At 65.8% G+C, this 16744-nt stretch carries 18 protein-coding genes; 4 read left to right on the top strand and 14 right to left on the bottom strand.

Annotated features, from left to right (window positions below; translation table 11 throughout):
* The 12 genes from QN413_RS20140 to QN413_RS20085 all read right to left on the bottom strand — a co-directional run.
* A partial coding sequence (locus tag QN413_RS20140; RefSeq protein ID WP_323498357.1) for a hypothetical protein occupies positions 1-247 on the bottom strand: 247 nt, incomplete at its 3' end.
* Positions 244-1602, bottom strand: a complete 1359-nt coding sequence (locus QN413_RS20135; protein ID WP_323498356.1) for a hypothetical protein — start codon at positions 1600-1602, stop codon at positions 244-246. The genes QN413_RS20135 and QN413_RS20140, both read right to left, overlap by 4 nt.
* Before the next feature lie 45 nt (positions 1603-1647).
* A complete protein-coding gene (locus QN413_RS20130) occupies positions 1648-2325 on the bottom strand; it encodes a nucleotidyltransferase family protein (RefSeq protein ID WP_323498355.1) in 678 nt (225 codons plus the stop codon).
* A 1-nt stretch (position 2326) separates the two neighbouring features.
* Complete coding sequence (locus QN413_RS20125; RefSeq protein ID WP_323498354.1) at positions 2327-3220, bottom strand: XdhC family protein; 894 nt, start codon at positions 3218-3220, stop codon at positions 2327-2329.
* 53 nt (positions 3221-3273) lie between these two features.
* A complete protein-coding gene (locus tag QN413_RS20120; RefSeq protein WP_323498353.1) occupies positions 3274-4440 on the bottom strand; it encodes a vWA domain-containing protein in 1167 nt (388 codons plus the stop codon).
* 7 nt (positions 4441-4447) lie between these two features.
* On the bottom strand, positions 4448-5401 hold the full coding sequence (locus QN413_RS20115; RefSeq protein WP_323498351.1) for a MoxR family ATPase: 954 nt from the start codon (positions 5399-5401) through the stop codon (positions 4448-4450).
* Between the two features lie 4 nt (positions 5402-5405).
* On the bottom strand, positions 5406-6074 hold the full coding sequence (locus tag QN413_RS20110) for an SRPBCC family protein (protein ID WP_323498350.1): 669 nt from the start codon (positions 6072-6074) through the stop codon (positions 5406-5408).
* 27 nt (positions 6075-6101) lie between these two features.
* Positions 6102-8516: an aerobic carbon-monoxide dehydrogenase large subunit gene (locus tag QN413_RS20105; protein WP_323498349.1), complete on the bottom strand. Its 2415-nt coding sequence runs from the start codon at positions 8514-8516 to the stop codon at positions 6102-6104.
* Complete coding sequence (locus QN413_RS20100) at positions 8513-9004, bottom strand: (2Fe-2S)-binding protein (RefSeq protein WP_323498347.1); 492 nt, start codon at positions 9002-9004, stop codon at positions 8513-8515. The genes QN413_RS20105 and QN413_RS20100 overlap by 4 nt, the downstream gene beginning before the upstream one ends.
* 27 nt (positions 9005-9031) lie before the next feature.
* Positions 9032-9895, bottom strand: coding sequence for a xanthine dehydrogenase family protein subunit M (locus QN413_RS20095; protein WP_323498346.1), 864 nt, complete (start codon positions 9893-9895; stop codon positions 9032-9034).
* Positions 9896-10049: 154 nt separating this feature from the next.
* Positions 10050-10823, bottom strand: a complete 774-nt coding sequence (locus tag QN413_RS20090; protein WP_323498345.1) for a PAS domain-containing transcriptional regulator — start codon at positions 10821-10823, stop codon at positions 10050-10052.
* Positions 10824-10929: 106 nt separating this feature from the next.
* Complete coding sequence (locus tag QN413_RS20085; RefSeq protein WP_187053688.1) at positions 10930-11238, bottom strand: putative quinol monooxygenase; 309 nt, start codon at positions 11236-11238, stop codon at positions 10930-10932.
* Positions 11239-11454: 216 nt separating this feature from the next.
* Between QN413_RS20085 and QN413_RS20080 the strand changes: the two genes are divergently transcribed.
* Together QN413_RS20080 and QN413_RS20075 are read left to right on the top strand one after the other, a co-directional pair.
* A complete protein-coding gene (locus QN413_RS20080; RefSeq protein WP_323498344.1) occupies positions 11455-11688 on the top strand; it encodes a hypothetical protein in 234 nt (77 codons plus the stop codon).
* A gap of 55 nt (positions 11689-11743) precedes the next feature.
* Positions 11744-13060 (top strand): Nramp family divalent metal transporter, encoded by a 1317-nt coding sequence (locus QN413_RS20075; RefSeq protein ID WP_323498343.1) that lies wholly within the window; start codon positions 11744-11746, stop codon positions 13058-13060.
* A 104-nt stretch (positions 13061-13164) separates the two neighbouring features.
* On the opposite strand, the gene QN413_RS20070 is transcribed toward QN413_RS20075, so the two are convergent.
* Entirely contained in the window at positions 13165-13380 is a 216-nt protein-coding gene (locus QN413_RS20070; protein WP_323498342.1) for a SlyX family protein, read from the bottom strand.
* Positions 13381-13384: 4 nt separating this feature from the next.
* Positions 13385-14461 carry a pirin family protein gene (locus tag QN413_RS20065; protein WP_323498341.1) on the bottom strand — a complete coding sequence of 359 codons (1077 nt, stop codon included), beginning with the start codon at positions 14459-14461 and terminating at the stop codon, positions 13385-13387.
* Positions 14462-14668: 207 nt separating this feature from the next.
* Here QN413_RS20065 and QN413_RS20060 point away from each other — a divergent pair, with 207 nt between their 5' ends.
* Both QN413_RS20060 and QN413_RS20055 read left to right on the top strand, forming a co-directional pair.
* The gene (locus QN413_RS20060; protein WP_323498340.1) at positions 14669-15853 is read left to right on the top strand and encodes a YihY/virulence factor BrkB family protein; all 1185 of its coding nucleotides are present in this window, start codon (positions 14669-14671) and stop codon (positions 15851-15853) included.
* A gap of 33 nt (positions 15854-15886) precedes the next feature.
* Positions 15887-16651, top strand: coding sequence for a trypsin-like peptidase domain-containing protein (locus tag QN413_RS20055; RefSeq protein WP_323498339.1), 765 nt, complete (start codon positions 15887-15889; stop codon positions 16649-16651).
* The last annotated feature ends 93 nt before the right edge of the window (positions 16652-16744 follow it).

Genomic DNA, 16744 nt, shown 5'->3' with positions numbered 1-16744 from the left:
CCGCCTGGGCCGTACCAACCGATGCGCCGGCGCGAATGCGCGCCGCTGCCGACTGCCCGAGGTACCACATAAGCCCTATGGCGAGCACCAGCGCCAGCACGAGTCCACTCGTCAACGAAAGGCCGATCGGCGTCACACGGATCTTCGATTTGCGATGGGTCGAAAGCGCCGATTCGGCGGGCGGTCGTTGTGATACGCGCCCGCGATTCGAGCCGTTGGCACCGGTCTGCACCAGCCGACCGCTCAAGCTCGCAGGCGCTGTCGCGCGGCCGGGCACCGCGTAGAACGCCGGCAGCTTGCCACTGCAGCCGTGACAGTACTGGGCCGCGTCCCGATTCGACGTTCCGCACGTTTCGCAAACCACAGCCATCCGGAAATTCCTCGCCTAGCGCACCGTGCGCCGGCCGATTGTCTTCGGAAGCAGTCCACGCTGCGTCGGATCTTGGCTACAAAAGTACTCGGCATTAACCCACTGCCGAGCGCTGCCAAACCAGTGGCGGCAATAGCGGCCAGTGCGACTTGCGCTGCAGCCAGCGCATCGAAGCCCGCGACCGACACGGCGCTGCCGAGTCCCAGCACGACCGAAGCGTCGACCATCGCGGCTGCGAGCATGCGTGACCCCGATGCCGGGCGGCGCATGGGACGCTCGTCGCTTGCCTCGAGGCTGGCAACCCACGCCACGCTCCATGCGCCGCCATGCGCCAGCGCCAGCCACCACCACGCCGACGCGCCCGGCGAAAGTGCCCACGCGGTCCCGCCGAGCACCAGCAGCACGGCACAGAAGGCGGGTGCTCTGGCGGCAACCGTCACGTGACCCAACTTTAAAAGCACGGCGGGACCGAACATGGCAGCAAGGTGCAGACCCAGCACGAGTTCAGGCGAGACACCGTTGCCGCGACACCAGCCGACCATCAGCGGCAAGCTGCACATCATCGGCAACATCACGAGCGACGTCGCCTTCTTCGGCCACCGCGGTGATGGGTCCGAGGCGGCGCGCGCCCAGGCCGGTATGGAGCCATCGAGCAGTGCGCTGCGGCCTCTGCTCGATGCGACGGCGCTACGTGGCATGAGCGCGGCGAGGAGCAGCGCAGCGATCAGCGCGCCGTTCGCCAGACGGGCGCCCATGGCGTTCACAGCCGTCGGATCACCGATGCACCAGAGTGCCAGCGCCGCGCCCATGGCGCCTGCTACGACGGGCGACGCCTGCTGCGGCCTGTCCGGCCCGCGGCAGGCTCGGACCGTGGCCGACGCCAATGCAAAGAGCAGCGCCCAGCTCATCGCCGCAGCGATGACGACGCCCGTGCCTCCCCCCCGGAATGCGACGTGGAGCGCTGACGCTGCGGACAGCGCGGCGGCGAGCAGCAGCACAACGGCCAGCCATCGTTGCGGCGGAAATCGGCGCAGCGCTTCAGTGAACAAGCCGATCGACAGCAGCCATACCGCGAGCACTGCGAAGGCCTGCAGAGGCCCAGACGTCAGCGTCTGCGCCACGGTTCCGAGGCCGATCCAGCCCGTCAGCAAAATGGTCCAGGCGAGTGCTCGGGCCGTGTGCAGACGTGCTGTCGCCCCATCGACGCGCGCGAAGGTGGAGGCGGGAGCCATCCTCGTGCGTTGCATGGCGTGTGCCGGCGCTAGTCCAGCGAGGTGTCAGTCGGTCGTCGCCAGCGCTGCCGGCCAGCGCAGACCGTGCCCGGTGCGCTCGACGAAGCGCGCGATGTCTTCCGGCGTGTCGATGTCGACGCGGTAGCGCTGGTTGTCGGTGTCGAACCAGAGCACGCGCTCGGGGTTGGCGTCGCGCCAGCGACGGCATGCGGCATCGACGTCTCCGGCCAGCCATTGTTCTCGCAGCTCGGCCTCGAAGATCACCGGGTTGCCGGGCTCGCCCGCCACGCGCGGTACCAACATCGACGCGTCGCCGCGTTTCTTGAAGGCGCCGATCAGCGCGGTGATGTCCTGTGCATTGATCATCGGCTGGTCCGCCAGCGCGACGATCACCGCGTCGAGCTTGCCGGCCAATGCCTGCAGGCCGATGCGCACCGACGATGCCTGGCCGTCATCGGGAGACGGGTTGTACGCCAGCGTCACCGGGAAGTCGCGCACCGCTGCTTCGATCGCGTCGGCATGGTGGCCGAGCACGACGACCACCTCGTCGACGCCGGCGCCCGACAGCGCGATCAGTTGCCGCCGGATCAGCGGCACGCCGCCCAGTTCTAGCAACGACTTGGGTCGCCCGCCGAGCCGGCTGCCCGAGCCGGCCGCCAGCAGCACCGCGCCGACCACCACGCGCGAGTAGAGACCGCCACCGCCTTTGAGGATGCAGCCCATGTCAGCCTCCTCCGCAGCAGGAGGCCTTGGCCGGCACTGCGCTCGGTGCAACGGCCGCAACCGTCGGAACCGCAGCGGAAAGCACTTCCACCGCTGCTCGTGCGGCGCCCCGCCGGTTCGACACCACTGCGGCCAGTACCGACAGTGCGATCTCTTCAGCCGTCGAAGCCGATATCGGATAACCGGCCGGCGCGACGATGGCGGCCACCGCCTCGGCATCGGCTCCCGCGGTGATCAGCGAGTCTTTCAGCACCTGTGCCTTGCGCGCACTCGCGACAAACGACACCTGCCGTGCATTCAGCGAAAGCGCCAGGCCCAGCGCCTGCAAATCGCGCCGCCCCTGCGTCGCGATCACGACCCACGCATCCGCACCGACTTGCGGTGCCACCGTGGCGGCGTCGTCACGATCGATCACGCGGTATGCATCCGGATAGTCGGCCACCTTCGCGCCTTGCGCCACCAGCGTCACCGCGAAGCCGACACGCGGCGCAAGCTGCACCAGGCTGGCAGCGACCGGCGAGCTGCCGATGACGACCATTTCGGCGCGCGGCAACAGCGGGTCGATGAACAGCTCCAGCGTGCCGCCCGAGTGGCACGCCATGCCGAACTCGAGCACGTCGCCGAGGTCGCGTTCGTGGCCTTCTTCGGCCGGCGCGATGCGGATCATGCGGGCGCGGCCGTCCTGCAAGGCTTGCCGCACGGTGCGGATGACGGCCGGCTGCGCACAGCCGCCGCCGACCCATCCGTGCATCTCGCCATCGGCGGTGACGATGGCCTTGTCGCCGACGTGCGCCGATGCCGGCGCCAGGGCCTTGACCACGCTGACCAGCGCGCAGGGTGTGCCGGTCTGCCGCATCCGGCGCGCTGCTTCGAAGACGGTGTCTGCATTGCTCATGTCGAATTCCTCGGTTGTCTCTTTGGGTGCGTCGATGCCGATGGCCTATGCCGTCAGCGCAGATGATTTGAAAGGTCTGCCAGGTCGCGCAGGCTGTTGAGCCGGGAGAAGCCTTCGACCAGCCCGTGCTGCGCGGCCACCATTTCCATTGCCGCCGAAGCCGGCTGCGCTTCCGACGGATGAAACCAGTGCACCCGCGCGCCACGTGCGCGCACACGCGCCAACTCCTGGGCCAGCCGCTCGGGCGCATCGGCATCGAAGCCATCCGACAGCACCCACACCCGCGCGTTGCGCGTGAGTTGCGCGCGTGCATGTACCGCGTGGAAGTCGGAGAAGCTGGTCGCGATACGCGTGCCGCCGCCGAAACCCGCGGTGACGGCGTTGACCTTTTCCTGTACTGCGGCCGAGTCGCTGCGCAACAGCGGCGTGACCTCCGCAAGGCGTGTGTGGAACACGAATACGCGGGCGTTCAGGGTCGAGACGAAGGCACGTGCGATGCGCAGAAAGAGTTGCGCGTGCGTTTCCATCGAACGGCTGACGTCGACCAGGATGAAGAGGCGCGGCCATTCGCGGCGCGGCGCACGCCAGACCGGGTGCACCGGCAAGCCGCCGGTGCGCAAGCTCGCACGCAAGGTGCGGCGCATGTCGAGCCGGCGGCCGTGCGTATCGTCGTGCCAGCGGCGCGTCAGGCGCTTGCGCAACCGGCGCGCGATCTGCTCGGCCAGGCGCTGCAGCAGCGCAAGGTCTTGCGGCAGCCACTGCGACAGACTGCGGTCGTGCAAGGCATCTGTGCGCGTCGCGCCGCCCTGAGCACGTTGCAACGCCCCGTCATCGTCGATGGCCAGTGGCACATCGAGTGCGGTGTCTGCGCTGCGGGGGCGCGACGAAGGCACGCCGCCGTCCATGCTGTCGTGCAGGCTCTGCACCACTTGCTGCAGATTGCGGCTCGGCCGGGTTGGCCCGCCGACCTTGGCGCGCCCTTTGACACGTTGTGGATACCAGTAGCTTTCGAACAGCTCGGGCCAGCGCTTCCAGTCGCGCGCGTCGTGACAGGCGATGGCACGCCATGCCGGATCGAGCCTGGCTGCGCGCTCGACCGGCAGTCGCAACGCCGCCTGTACGAAAGCCTGCTGCTCGCCAATGCCGACTTTCATGCCGTGGTCGCGCAGCAGCGCCGCAAAGCCGGCGATGCTTTCGAGGGGGCGCGCGAGCGTGGTCATGCGAAGGTCAAGCGGACGTCGACGTCGAAGAAGAAGCGACATCGGCCGTCGGCTGCGGCGCCTTCTCGGCCACGCCCACCGTGCGGCGCCCTTCGATGAGTTGCCGCACACGGTCCTCGCCCATCTGGAAGCGGTCTTCGCGTGTCTTGATGAGACACGCCAGCGTGGCGGTGAGCGCATGCGGGTCGTCGGGCAGCGCCTTGAACGACAGCCGGTGCAGCGCCCGGACCCAGTCGAGCGTTTCGGCGACGCCCGGCGTCTTGCCCAGGTCTTCGCGGCGCAGGCGCTGCACGAAGGCCACCGCCTGTTCGATCAGCGCGCCTTCGGCCTGCGGCAAGGTCGCGCGCACGATGGCGATTTCGCGCGCCAGCGTCGGATAGTCGAGGTAGTGATACAGGCAGCGGCGCCGCAACGCATCGGACAACTCGCGCGTGCCGTTGCTGGTCAACACCACCTGCGGAATGTGTTTGGCATGCAGCGTGCCGAGCTCGGGCACGGTGATCTGGTAATCGGCCAGTACCTCGAGCAAGAAGGCCTCGAAGGCTTCATCGGCGCGATCGATCTCGTCGATCAGCAGCACGCACGGCTGCTCGCTGGAAATGGCCTGGAGCAAGGGGCGCTCCAGCAGGTAGTCGCGCGCGAAAAGATCGGCTTCCTTCAAGTCTTGCGCCCCCGCCGGATGTGACTCGCTCAACCGGATTGCCATCAGCTGGCGGCCGTAATTCCATTCGTACGCAGCCTGCGAGAGGTCGAGGCCTTCATGGCATTGCAGCCGCACCAATCCGTGTCCGCGCGCCTTTGCCAACGCGCTGGCCAGCGCGGTTTTTCCGACACCGGCATCGCCCTCGATCAGCAGCGGTCGCTGCAACTCGCCGGCCAGCCACAGCGTCGTCACCAAGCCTTCGTCGGCGATGTAGCCGGCGCAGTAGAGCGACTCTCGCAGTTCGGCTTCGCTCGTCATAGGCTCAGGCGCGCTTGCCGCCGAACAGGCCTGAGAACCAGCCCTTGACCAGATGCCAGAAGATCGCCAACGCGTTGATCTCGTTAACCTTGGCGGGCGCTGGAGGGACGAAGGGTGTGGCGGTCGGAGTGGGCGAAATCGCAGCAGTCGTCGCTGCCGTCTGCGCTGGCTCTGTTGCTGCTTCTGCCGCTGTCGCTGTCGCAACACCCTGCATGGGCAGCGCCGCCGCCGCTATCCGAAAGTTGTCGACGAACTGCCCGAGCAGCATGTCCGACACCTGCACCATCAAGCGCCCGCCGAACTGCGCGAACTTCCCGTTGACGATCACTTCGGCATGGCCCACCAGCACCGATGTCGCGGGCGTGTCGCCGGGCTCGATGGTGGCCGTGAGGTTCATCGATGCCGACGAGCCGCCGCGGTCGGCGCCCTTGCCGAGCAATTGCAAGGTCATGGCAGCTGCGTCGAGTGCCAGCACTTCGATGTCGCCGGCAAAGGCGGCGCTGGCCGGACCCACCTTCACCTTCACGTTGCCCTTGTAGTGCGTATCGTCGAGCTTGTCGGTGATGGCCGCACCGGGCATGCAGCCCGCGGTGGCCGGCACGTCGCTGAGGATCTTCCAGGCGCGCGCGCTATCGACGTCGAGCGGATAGCGTTTGTCGAGTTTGACTTCCATCTTGGTGTTCGATTCGGCACGCGCCCGTCAGAGCGCGACACCGCTTTCCTTGAGTTGTTGCCAGACGCGGTAGGCGCTGTGCGGCATGACCATGTGCTTCACGCCGAGATGCGCGAAGGCATCGACCACCGCAGAAGTGAAGGTCGGGATCGATCCCACGTGCGGCGATTCGGCGACGCCCTTGGCGCCCAGCGGATGGTGTGGCGACGGCGTCACGGTGAAGTCGGTTTCCCACTTCGGCGTCTCGACGGCGGTCGGCAAAAAGTAATCCATCAACGTGTTGCCCAGCAGGTTGCCCTGCGCATCGAACGGCATCTGCTGGCCCATCGCGACGGCATAGCCTTCGGTCAGGCCGCCGTGGATCTGGCCCTCGATGATCATCGGGTTGATGCGCGTGCCGCAGTCGTCCAGCGCGTAGAAGCGACGCACTTTCGTCTCGCCGGTGCCGCGGTCGATGTCGACCACGCACAGGTAGACGCCGAAGGGAAACGTGAAGTTGGGTGGGTCGTAGTAATGCACCGCCTCCAGCCCAGGTTCGAGTCCCGGTGGCGCCTGGTGATAGGCGGCCCAGGCGATGTCTTTCATCGACTTGAAGCGCGTGTCGTCGCCCTTGACCTTGAAGCGATCGATCTCCCAGTCGAGATCGTTCTCGCCGACTTCGAGCAGGTGCGCGGCGATCTTGCGCGCCTTGGCGTGGATCTTTCGGGAGGCCAGTGCAATGGCCGCACCGGCTACCGGTGTCGAGCGCGAGCCGTAGGTGCCGAGACCGTACGGCGCCGTGCTGGTGTCGCCTTCTTCGATCTGGATAATTTCCGACGGAATGCCCAACTCGGTCGCGATGATCTGCGCATACGTGGTCTGGTGACCCTGCCCCTGCGAGATGGTGCCCATGCGTGCGATGGCGCTGCCGGTCGGATGGATGCGGATCTCGCAACTGTCGAACATGCCGACGCCCAGGATGTCGCACATCTTGCTCGGGCCTGCACCCACCACTTCGGTGAAGGCGACCAGGCCGATGCCCATCAAGGTCGGGCAGTTCGGGTCGGCGCGCTTGGCCGCCTGTTCGGCGCGCAGGCCCTTGTAGTCGACAGCGGCGAGCACCTTGTCGAGCGCGGGCTGGTAGTCACCCGAGTCGTATTCGAAGCCGAAGGCCGAGGTGTACGGAAACTGCTCTTTCCGGATGAAGTTTCTCGCACGGATCTCGGCTTTATCGATGCCCAGCTTCTGCGCCAGGATGTCGACCATGCGCTCGATCACGTACACCGCCTCGGTCACGCGAAACGAGCAGCGGTAGCTCACGCCGCCGGGCGCCTTGTTGGTGTACACGCCCTTTACGCTGCACCAAGCGGCCGGGATGTCGTAGGAGCCCGAGCAGATGTGAAACATGCCGGCCGGGTACTTGGTCGGGTCGGCGCAGGCGTCGAAGGCGCCGTGGTCGGCAATCACGTTCACGCGCAGCCCGAGGATCTTGCCGTCGGCGGTGGCGGCGATCTCGCCGTCCATGTGGTAGTCCCGCGCAAAGGCCGTGCTCGAGATGTTCTCGATCCGGTCTTCGATCCATTTGACCGGTTTGCCCAGCACGATGCTCGCGACGATCGCGCACACATACCCGGGATAGATGCCCACCTTGTTGCCGAAGCCGCCGCCAATGTCGGGCGACACGATGCGGACTTTCGATTCCGGAATGCCCGACAGCAGCGACACCACGGTGCGCACCACGTGCGGCGCCTGCGAGGTGATGTAGGTGGTGAGCTCACCGCGGATCGGATCGAACGAGGCGACGCAACCGCAGGTTTCGAGCGGGCACGGATGCACGCGCGGATAGAAGATGCGCTCTTTGACCGTCACCGGTGCGTTGTCGAACGCGGCGTCGGCGGCAGCCTTGTCGCCGGCCTCCCAGGTGAAGATGTGATTGGGATGGTCGCGCTTGCCGTGCGCGCCTTCGGTCTTGCCGGCCAGGTCTTCGCGCAGCACCGGCGCGTCGGGCTCAAGGGCCGCGAAGGGGTCGAGCACCACCGGCAGTTCGTCGTATTCGACGATCACCGCCTCGACACCATCGGCCGCCGCATAGCGATCTTCGGCGACGACGACGGCCACTTCCTGCATCTGGAAGTGCACCTTCTCGTCTGCCAGCACCGCTTGCACGTCGCCGGCGAGCGTCGGCATCCAGTGCAGCTTGAGCGGTTTCAGGTCTTCGGCCGTCAACACCGCGATCACGCCGGGGATCTTCAGCGCTTCGCTCTTGTCGATGCGCTTGATGCGCGCATGCGCCACCGGCGAGCGCACGATGGCCATATGCAGCATGCCGGGCATCTTGATGTCGTCGACATAGTTGCCTTTGCCTTGAATGAAGCGCGCGTCTTCCTTGCGCAGCCGGCTGTCGCCCAGCCCTTGCAAGGCGGCCGAACGCTCCAGCAATTTGGGATCGATCGGTGCGTTCATGCGGCCGCCTTTTCGGTTTGTTGAAGCTTGGCCGCCGCATACATCACGGCCTTCACGATGTTCTGGTAGCCGGTGCAGCGGCACAGGTTGCCGCCGATGCCGGCGCGCACTTCGTCTTCGCTCGGGTTCGGGTTTTCCTGCAGGAAGCGGTACGAACGCATCAACATGCCCGGCGTGCAAAAGCCGCATTGCAGGCCATGCTCCTTGTAGAAGCCTTCCTGCACAGCGTGCAGCAGCGGACCTTTGGCGAGCCCCTCGACGGTCAGTACCTCGGAGCCGTCGCACTGGACTGCCAGGTGCGTGCAACTCTTCACGGACTCGCCATCGAGGTCGACCGTGCAGGCGCCGCAGTGGCTGGTTTCGCAGCCGATGTGCGCACCCGTCAGATGGCACTCTTCCCGCAGGAAGTGAATGAGCAGCGTGCGCGGCTCGACCGCTTTTTCAAGCCGTTTGCCGTTCACGCTGACGTTGATGATTTGCTTGCCCATGGGGTTGTTTCCTTGCTTCTCGTTCGGCTATTTGCAACGGGCCAGCGCCAGACGCAGCGCGCGCTGGACCATCTGCCCGGCCATCGCGGTCTTGTATTCGACGTTGCCGCGAAGGTCTTCCGCGGGATCGCAGATGGCCATGGCACGGGCACCTGCATCGGCAATGGCCGCGTCGGTCAGCGGCTTGCCGAGCAGCGCTGCTTCGGCATCTGTCGCACGCAAGGCGGTCGGCGCCAGATTGGTCAGCGCGATGCGAATGTGGCTCACGTTGCCGCCGTCCATGCGCAGCACGACCGCGGCGGCGGCGGTGGCCCAGTCACCGGTCTTGCGTTTGAGCTTTTCGTAGGCGTAGCCGGTGCCGGGCGCAAAGACGGGCACGCGGATCGCGACCATCACTTCGTCCTCGGCCATGTCGGTCATGTAGGTGCCCTGGAAGAAGCCATCGGCCTTCACCTGTCGGGTGCCGTTCGGGCCTTCGAGCACGAACACCGCGTCGAGCGCGATCGACAGGGCAGGGTGGTCGTTGCCCGGATCGCCGTGTGCGATGTCGCCGCCGATGGTGCCGCGGTTGCGCACCTGCGGGTCGGCGATGTGCTGCGCAGCCATTGGCAGCAGCGGCACTTTTTGCTGCAGCAAGGTCGAGTTGACGAGGTCGCGCTCGACGGTCATCGCACCGATCACGATCGTGTCGCCCTCTTCGCGAATGCCGCGCATCGACTCGATCCGGTTGAGGTCGATCAGGTGGGCCGGTTGTGCGAAGCGCAGCTTCATCATCGGCAGCAGGCTGTGGCCGCCGGCCAGCAGCTTGGCGTCGCCGCCGTACTGGCCGAGCAGCGCGATAGCGTCGGCGACGGAGCGCGGCGCGTGATAGTCGAATCCGGAAGGGATCATCTTTTTTGTCTCCAGTCGTGGGTGCCTGGAGACGGTAAGACGCGCTGCCTGCGCCGGACGAATCCCACGCACGAACGACGGCTGCGTATGCACGAAGTGCGGCGCTGCGCGCATGAACGGCGGGTGCCGAAGCTCCGCTTCGGGTTATCCCGAATCAGTTGCGGAGGTCGGCTTTGAGTGCGTCGGCTTCGCCGATACCGAGCTGTTCGAGCAGCTTGGCAACGCTGGTGCGCGCCACCGGCAATGCAGTCGTTTCACCGCGCAGCTTGAGGCTGACCTTGCCATCGTCACGCAGGATCTGCTCGGCGAAATCGAGGTTCGCGAGGTAGCTGCGATGGATGCGAAAGAACGAAGCGCCATCCAGCCGATCGGCCAGATCGCCGATGTTCAGGTTGCAGAAGCTGGAGCCCAGCGCGGTGCTCACCCAGGTGTAGTGGCCTTCGGAGCGGATGTACGTCACCGCCTCGACATCGACCAGCACGATGCGGTTTTGCGAGACGGTCGGGATCTTGTTCAGCTGCCGCTTGGCCTGTGGCTTGAGCGTCGGTTCGGTCGAGATTGCCGGCGCCTCGCCACTGACCAGTTCGGTGATGTCGTAGAAGATCAGCGTGTACCCCGCCGTGTCGCCGCGCAGGTCACCGAGCTTGGTGACCTTGATGAGCAGCACCCGCTCGGGGATGTTGATGATCATCGTCATCGGCGGCGGATTGCTCACCGGGCACTCGGCCTGGTCGAGCAGGAACTTGACCTTGGCGACCGAGCGCTCTGGATGAAACGACAGCACCATTTTTTCGAACGGCTGCTTGTCCTCGACCGGCAGGAGGCGCCGCGCGAGGCTGTTCATCGCCACCACGCGCAGCTCACGATCGAGGTGCACCACGCCCGGATCGAACCGTTCGAGCAGGTACAAGGGGCTGCGGCTTTGCATGGGTGTCTCCGGTGCGCTTTTTTTGTGATCCTCGCCCTGGAGCGCGATTGAAGCACTGATTTCGCCGCCGCGCCTGCGGGGGGGAACCGGGCTCGGCCCGCATCTCTCAAACCGGATCGAGTACGTGAATCATCCGGCTGGCCAGCATGTCCTTGGTCTTTGCCCCGTAGGCGACCATGTGCGGCGCGACGGCGTGCGCCTGCAATGCGGCCAGGCTCTCCCACTTCTCGATCACTACGAAGGTGTCGGGTCCGAAGGTGGCCTTCGAAGTCGGCAAGCCGGCTGCGTCGATGGCCGCGGCGTACTCGATGCAGCCGGCCTCGGCCAGCACGGCAGGTCGGTTGGCGGCGGCAAGTTCGAGCACCTGGGCGCGCAGGCCGGGCTTGGTGACGATGATGGCGATGACGTTGATCATGAGGAAAGGTCTCCGTTGGATGGTTGTTGTCGAAGGTGTTGTGTCAGGGCTGAATCTAAACGCGAATCCAAAAATTCGTGAAGCAATGCCGCTCGGCCCGATTTGTCGGCACTGACAATCGACCTCCCCACAAAGCGTTCTGTCACGCGCATTGCGGGAGGATGGCTGCAGGTGCGGCTGTTCTATGAGTCGAGTCGTGCAAGGGAGGGCCAAGAAATGATCAAGAAAAATTCGCACCGCGCCGGGAAATGGCGCTCCACGCTGGTGGGCGCGTTGCTCGGCGTGCTCGTCGTCCAGGTCTTTCTGGTGCGCTGGCTGGCCCAGTCACAGGTCGATTCGGCGCAAGAACGCAATGTGGCCGAAGCTGCTGCCCGGGTGGCCGAGGCACGATGCCTGGAGACGGCGTCGCCCCGAACCAGGGACGCCTGTCGCGTGGTCACTGCACGCTGACCGACCGGAAACGCGGGCAGAAACGCGGCCTTTGTGCGGCCCCTATCATCCCGCCATGTTTTCGCTTCCCCGTACCGCCACCGCGCCGTTTTGCCCCTCTGAAGTCAAAGGCAGCGTCGCCGTCGACCCGGGTCTGCTGTTCCTCAAGAAACTGCTGCGCTACGCCGGTCCGGGCCTGCTGGTGTCGGTCGGCTACATGGACCCGGGCAACTGGGCGACCGACATCGAGGCCGGCTCCAAGTTCGGCTACGGGCTGCTATTCGTCGTACTGCTCGCAAGCCTTACGGCCATGTTGCTGCAGACGCTGTGCGTGCGGCTGGGCGTGGTCGCGCAGACAGACCTGGCGCGTGCCTGTCGCGAGCGCTACTCACCGGCCGTCAATCGCTTCCTGTGGCTTGGCGCCGAGCTCGCCATCGTCGCTTGCGACCTGGCCGAAGTGCTCGGCAGTGCGCTGGCACTGCATCTGTTGTTCGGCGTGTCGATCCCGGTCGGCATCGCCATCACTGCGTTCGATACGTTGCTCGTGCTGGGCTTGCAGGGCGCCGGATTCCGCCGCGTCGAGGCGATCGTGCTCGGGCTGGTCTTGACCATCGCCGGCTGCTTTGCGGTCGAGCTGGCGATGTCGCAGCCCAATTGGTTCGGCGTGGCGATGGGCTTCGTGCCGAGCTTCGAGCGGCTGCAGCAACCCGGCGCGTTGTACCTGGCGATCGGCATCGTCGGCGCCACGGTGATGCCGCACAACCTCTACCTGCACACGTCGATCGTGCAGACACGGCTGTCGGCACGCAACGAGGCCGGTCGTCGCGAGGCGGTGCGCTTCTGCACCATCGACGCCATCGTGTCGTTGTCCCTCGCGCTGTTGGTCAACGCGGCCATCATGGTGCTGGCGGCCAGTGCCTTCAACAGCAACGGCCATCGCGACGTGAGCGACATCGGCGATGCCTACCGGCTGATCGAACCGGTCGTCGGCAGCGCCTTCGCTGCCACCTTGTTCGGCATTGCGCTGCTGGCGTCCGGCCAGAGCTCGACCTTCACCGGCACCATCGCCGGCCAGATCATCATGGAAGGTTTTCTCGACCTGAAGATCCCCTGCTGGCAGCGCCGCCTCATCACGCGCGGGCTGGCGCTGGTGCCGGCCTTCATCGGCGTCTGGTGGTTCGGCGAAAGCGGCGTCGGCAAGATGCTGGTGCTCAGCCAGGTGGTGCTGAGCTTCCAGCTGCCGTTTGCGATCTGGCCGTTGATCCGGTTCACCAGCGACCGCCGTTTGATGGGCGGTTTTGCCAATGGGCCTGTGATGAAGGTCACCGCGTGGGGCCTGTTCGGCGTCATCAGCGTCGCCAACGTGTGGCTGGTCGCTACCGTCTTTCAATAAGAGCGGTCAGCGCGCTGCGCGCACCATGAAAGTCCGGTCGTTCACCTGCACTGCCATGCGCGCGACGCTGTCGTGGTGATCAACGTCACGCGCACATGTGCTCGTCAATAGTGGGGCGGCAATTCGTCCCGCGCGGTGCGAGGGCCTGCGGCGTCGTCGGGGGTTTGCTGCCGCAATTCGGTCAGCTGGTGCACCAGGCCGTCGATCCGCTGCTGCTGCCGGTAGATCGTCATGTTCAGCTGCTCGAGCAGGTCTTCGGTGTAGCTGACTTTGATTTCCAGGGCCTCGAGGCGGCGGTCGATGTCTTGCGTGGCGTCCATGCCGCTATTGGACACGAGGCGCCGGCCGTTCCTGGCGCCCATCCGGGTGCTTCGCAAAGCGCGCCGGGTCGCGGCCGTGCACCGGCGCGTCGTCCTTCCACGGCCAGCCGCCGAACTGGGTGCGGCGGTTATCCTGCATCGTCTGCGCAATCTCGGCCTGCGTGTTCATGACGAACGGGCCGTACTGAACGACCGCCTCGCCGATCGGGCGGCCCTGCATCACGAGGAATTCGGCCACGTCATCACCAGCGTTGACCAGCTCGACCGACGCATCGCCGCGCAGCTCGATCGCCGCGTGGTTGTCCACGGCCTGGCCGGCCACCGACACCGACGCACCCTTGAAGAAATACAGCATGCGGCGCGTTCCCTCACCGCGCGCGGCTGGCAGCGTCCAGCGGGCGCCGGGCTGCATCTTCAGCGTCCAGATCGCCAGATCGGCGTCGGGTTGCGAGGCCCATGAATCCGGCGGCGGCGCCAGCGGCCCGCCTTCACCAGGCGCGCCTTCGACCGGGCCGATGCGGCCCGCGATGCTCGTCACCTCGGTGCTGCGGCCATCGGCATCGGTCGCGGTAAAGCGCGGAATGTCTTCCGACCAGAACATGGTGAAGTGCGGCGCCACCATCTTGTTGCGCGCCGGCAGGTTGAGCCAGATCTGGAACAGCTCCAACGGATTGGCCGCAGTGGCGTCGAGCAGCGGGAACATCTCCGAATGCACGATGCCCTTGCCGGCCGTGAGCCACTGAACGTCGCCGCCGCCGAAGCGCGCGGTGGCGCCCAGCGAATCGGAGTGGTCGATCAGGCCCTTGCGCACGATGGTCACCGTCTCGAAGCCGCGGTGCGGGTGCCCCGGAAAACCCGGCACCGGGTTGCCGTGGTACATGCTCCAGCCGTCCTTGCGGCTGAAGTCGTGGCCCAGCTCGCGGCCTTCGAGCGGCGCATCGGGGCCCATGGCGGCGTTGGCTTGCGGATAGGCATCGTCGTGATAGACGCAGAATAAAAACGGGTCGATCGTCTGCCACGGGAAGCCGAGCGGCTGGACCGAGACGATGGGATGGGCAAGAGCGGCGGGCATCGCAGACATGGCGGATTCCTTCATTTGGTGACTCGAATATGAGGCCATCCGCCGGCGATGAAAGGGTGCCGGGGTAGGACGCAGCGGCTCACCGATGGAACGATGCGCGCCGCGGTGGCTGCGCGTATCGAATTTCGCCTACTTCGCTTCGCAGCTTTGGCGCATGAATCTTCCAGCGCGGGTGCGCATAGTCGTGCGGTTCCTGGAGGGGAAAACATGATCAAACCAAAGCACCTGTTCGATCTTTGTCGCAAGGCTGTCACGGCCTGGGTGGACGACTTTGCACCAAGCATGGGCGCGGCCATTTCGTACTACACGATGTTCTCGCTGGCGCCGTTGCTGATCATCGTCATCGCCGTGGCGGGCGCGCTGTTCGGGCGTGAGGCAGTGCAGGGGCAGATTGCGGCGCAGTTATCGGGGCTTATCGGGCAAGACGGAGCGACTGCTGTGCAGGGGCTCATCAAGAGCGCGAGTTCGCCGTCGCGCGGTCTCATTGCTGGAGGTATCAGCATCGTCGTGCTGATCGTCGGCGCAACCACAGTCTTTGCTGAGCTGCAGAGTGCACTCGACCGCATCTGGCACGTGCCCGAGAAAGAAAAGCCGACCGGCGTCTGGGGCATCCTGCGCGCGCGGGTGCTGTCGTTCGGGCTCATTCTGGGGCTGGCGTTTTTGCTCATGGTGTCGTTGGTCGTGAGCGCCGGCGTCGCGGCTTTCGGCAGCTGGACTTCTGGCCTGCTGCCGGGCTGGGAACTGCTGCTGCAGGGCGTGAATGTGCTGGTGTCGATCGGCATCACGACGGTCCTGTTCGCGATGATCTTCAAGTTCATGCCGACCGTGCCGATCCGCTGGCACGACGTGTGGATCGGCGCCATCGTCACCGCAGTGCTCTTCGAGATCGGCAAGATCGCCATCGGCATCTATCTGGGCAAGAGCGGGGTCAACGAATCGTTTGCGGCGGCCGGTTCGCTGGTGGTGCTGCTGGCTTGGGTCTATTACGCGGCACAGATCTTTTTGCTGGGGGCCGAGTTCACGAAGGTGTACGCAGACGAGCATGGGTCGGTGGCGGGTGCCAAGGCGCTGACAGCCACCAAAGTGGCGTCTGCCACGGCGGATGCCGGGACGGATCTTCTTGCGGCGCCGGCCCTGGCTTCGGCTGCGGCGCGCGAGGCCGGGGGAAACCTGGCCCGCGCCGCGAAAGCGAACCGCGAGGTCGACCAGCGCATCAACCTGGCGGTCGCCACACTGGCGCGCAAGGTTGTGTTGCTGGCGGTGGCCACGGCGGTCAGCGCCGCGGTCGGGCGCTGGCAGAAGCGGCAGCTCAAAAGCGATCGCGAGTTCCAGCGAGAGCGTGAACGAATGGCTCAGCGCGAGCAAACGCGCAGGCGAGGCGCCCGAGCGTAACGACGCGCACCGTTCGTTCCTGTACAAAGCAGCATGGCCGAACCCATCCTGCTTACCACCGCCCGTGTCTCCACCTACGACGGAGACAAGTTGATGACCGGGGCCAGCGGTTTCTTCTTCGAGCGTGGCGACAAACTCTTCTTCGTGACCAGCCGGCATGTCGTCATCGACACGCCGACCAAGCACTTTCCCAATCGGATCGACATCGAGCAGCACACCGACGCAGTCAACCTAACCCTGTCGACGCAGCTCACGCTCTGGCTCTACAAGGACGGCAAGAGCGTGTGGCGCCAGGGCAGCGACCCCGGCGGCGAGATCGACGTGGCTGCCATCGAGATCGACCGCTCGCTGCTGCCACCTTCCGTCGCCATCCGGTGCTTCACCACCGACCATCTTCAGAGCACGCTCGATGAGGTCGAGGTCGGCAGCGCGCTGCTGGTGGTCGGCTATCCGCTGGGCTTTCATGACGTGATCTACCACCTGCCGGTGGTGCGGCATGCGGTGATTGCGTCGTCTTTCGGCATCCGGTTCCAGGGGCAGGGCTTCTTCTTGACCGATGCGCGAACGCATCGCGGCACCAGTGGCGCGCCAATCGTGATGCGGGCGCCGGGCACCGATCCCGAGCTGCCCTGGAAACTGCTGGGCGTGCACTCGGCGCGCATGGACATGGGCACGCGAGACCTGGTGCTCGACGAATCGCTGGGGCTCAACTGCGCCTGGTACGCCGACATCCTGCTGACGCTGACGGCCGACGTCCCACCCTTGTTAACTGAAAGTTCAAAATCGCCTGATTTGTGACCGCAGTTCGGGCGCCCGAAGGGTTTCATGGTCACGCCGTCTGCTTCGATACCTGATCCGGTCGAACGCACGCTTTGCCGTTGTGCAGGTTGT

It is taken from the genome of Variovorax sp. LG9.2 (assembly GCF_035018885.1).
Taxonomy (GTDB): Bacteria; Pseudomonadota; Gammaproteobacteria; order Burkholderiales; family Burkholderiaceae_C; genus Variovorax.
This window is presented reverse-complemented; position numbering and strand designations above follow the sequence as displayed.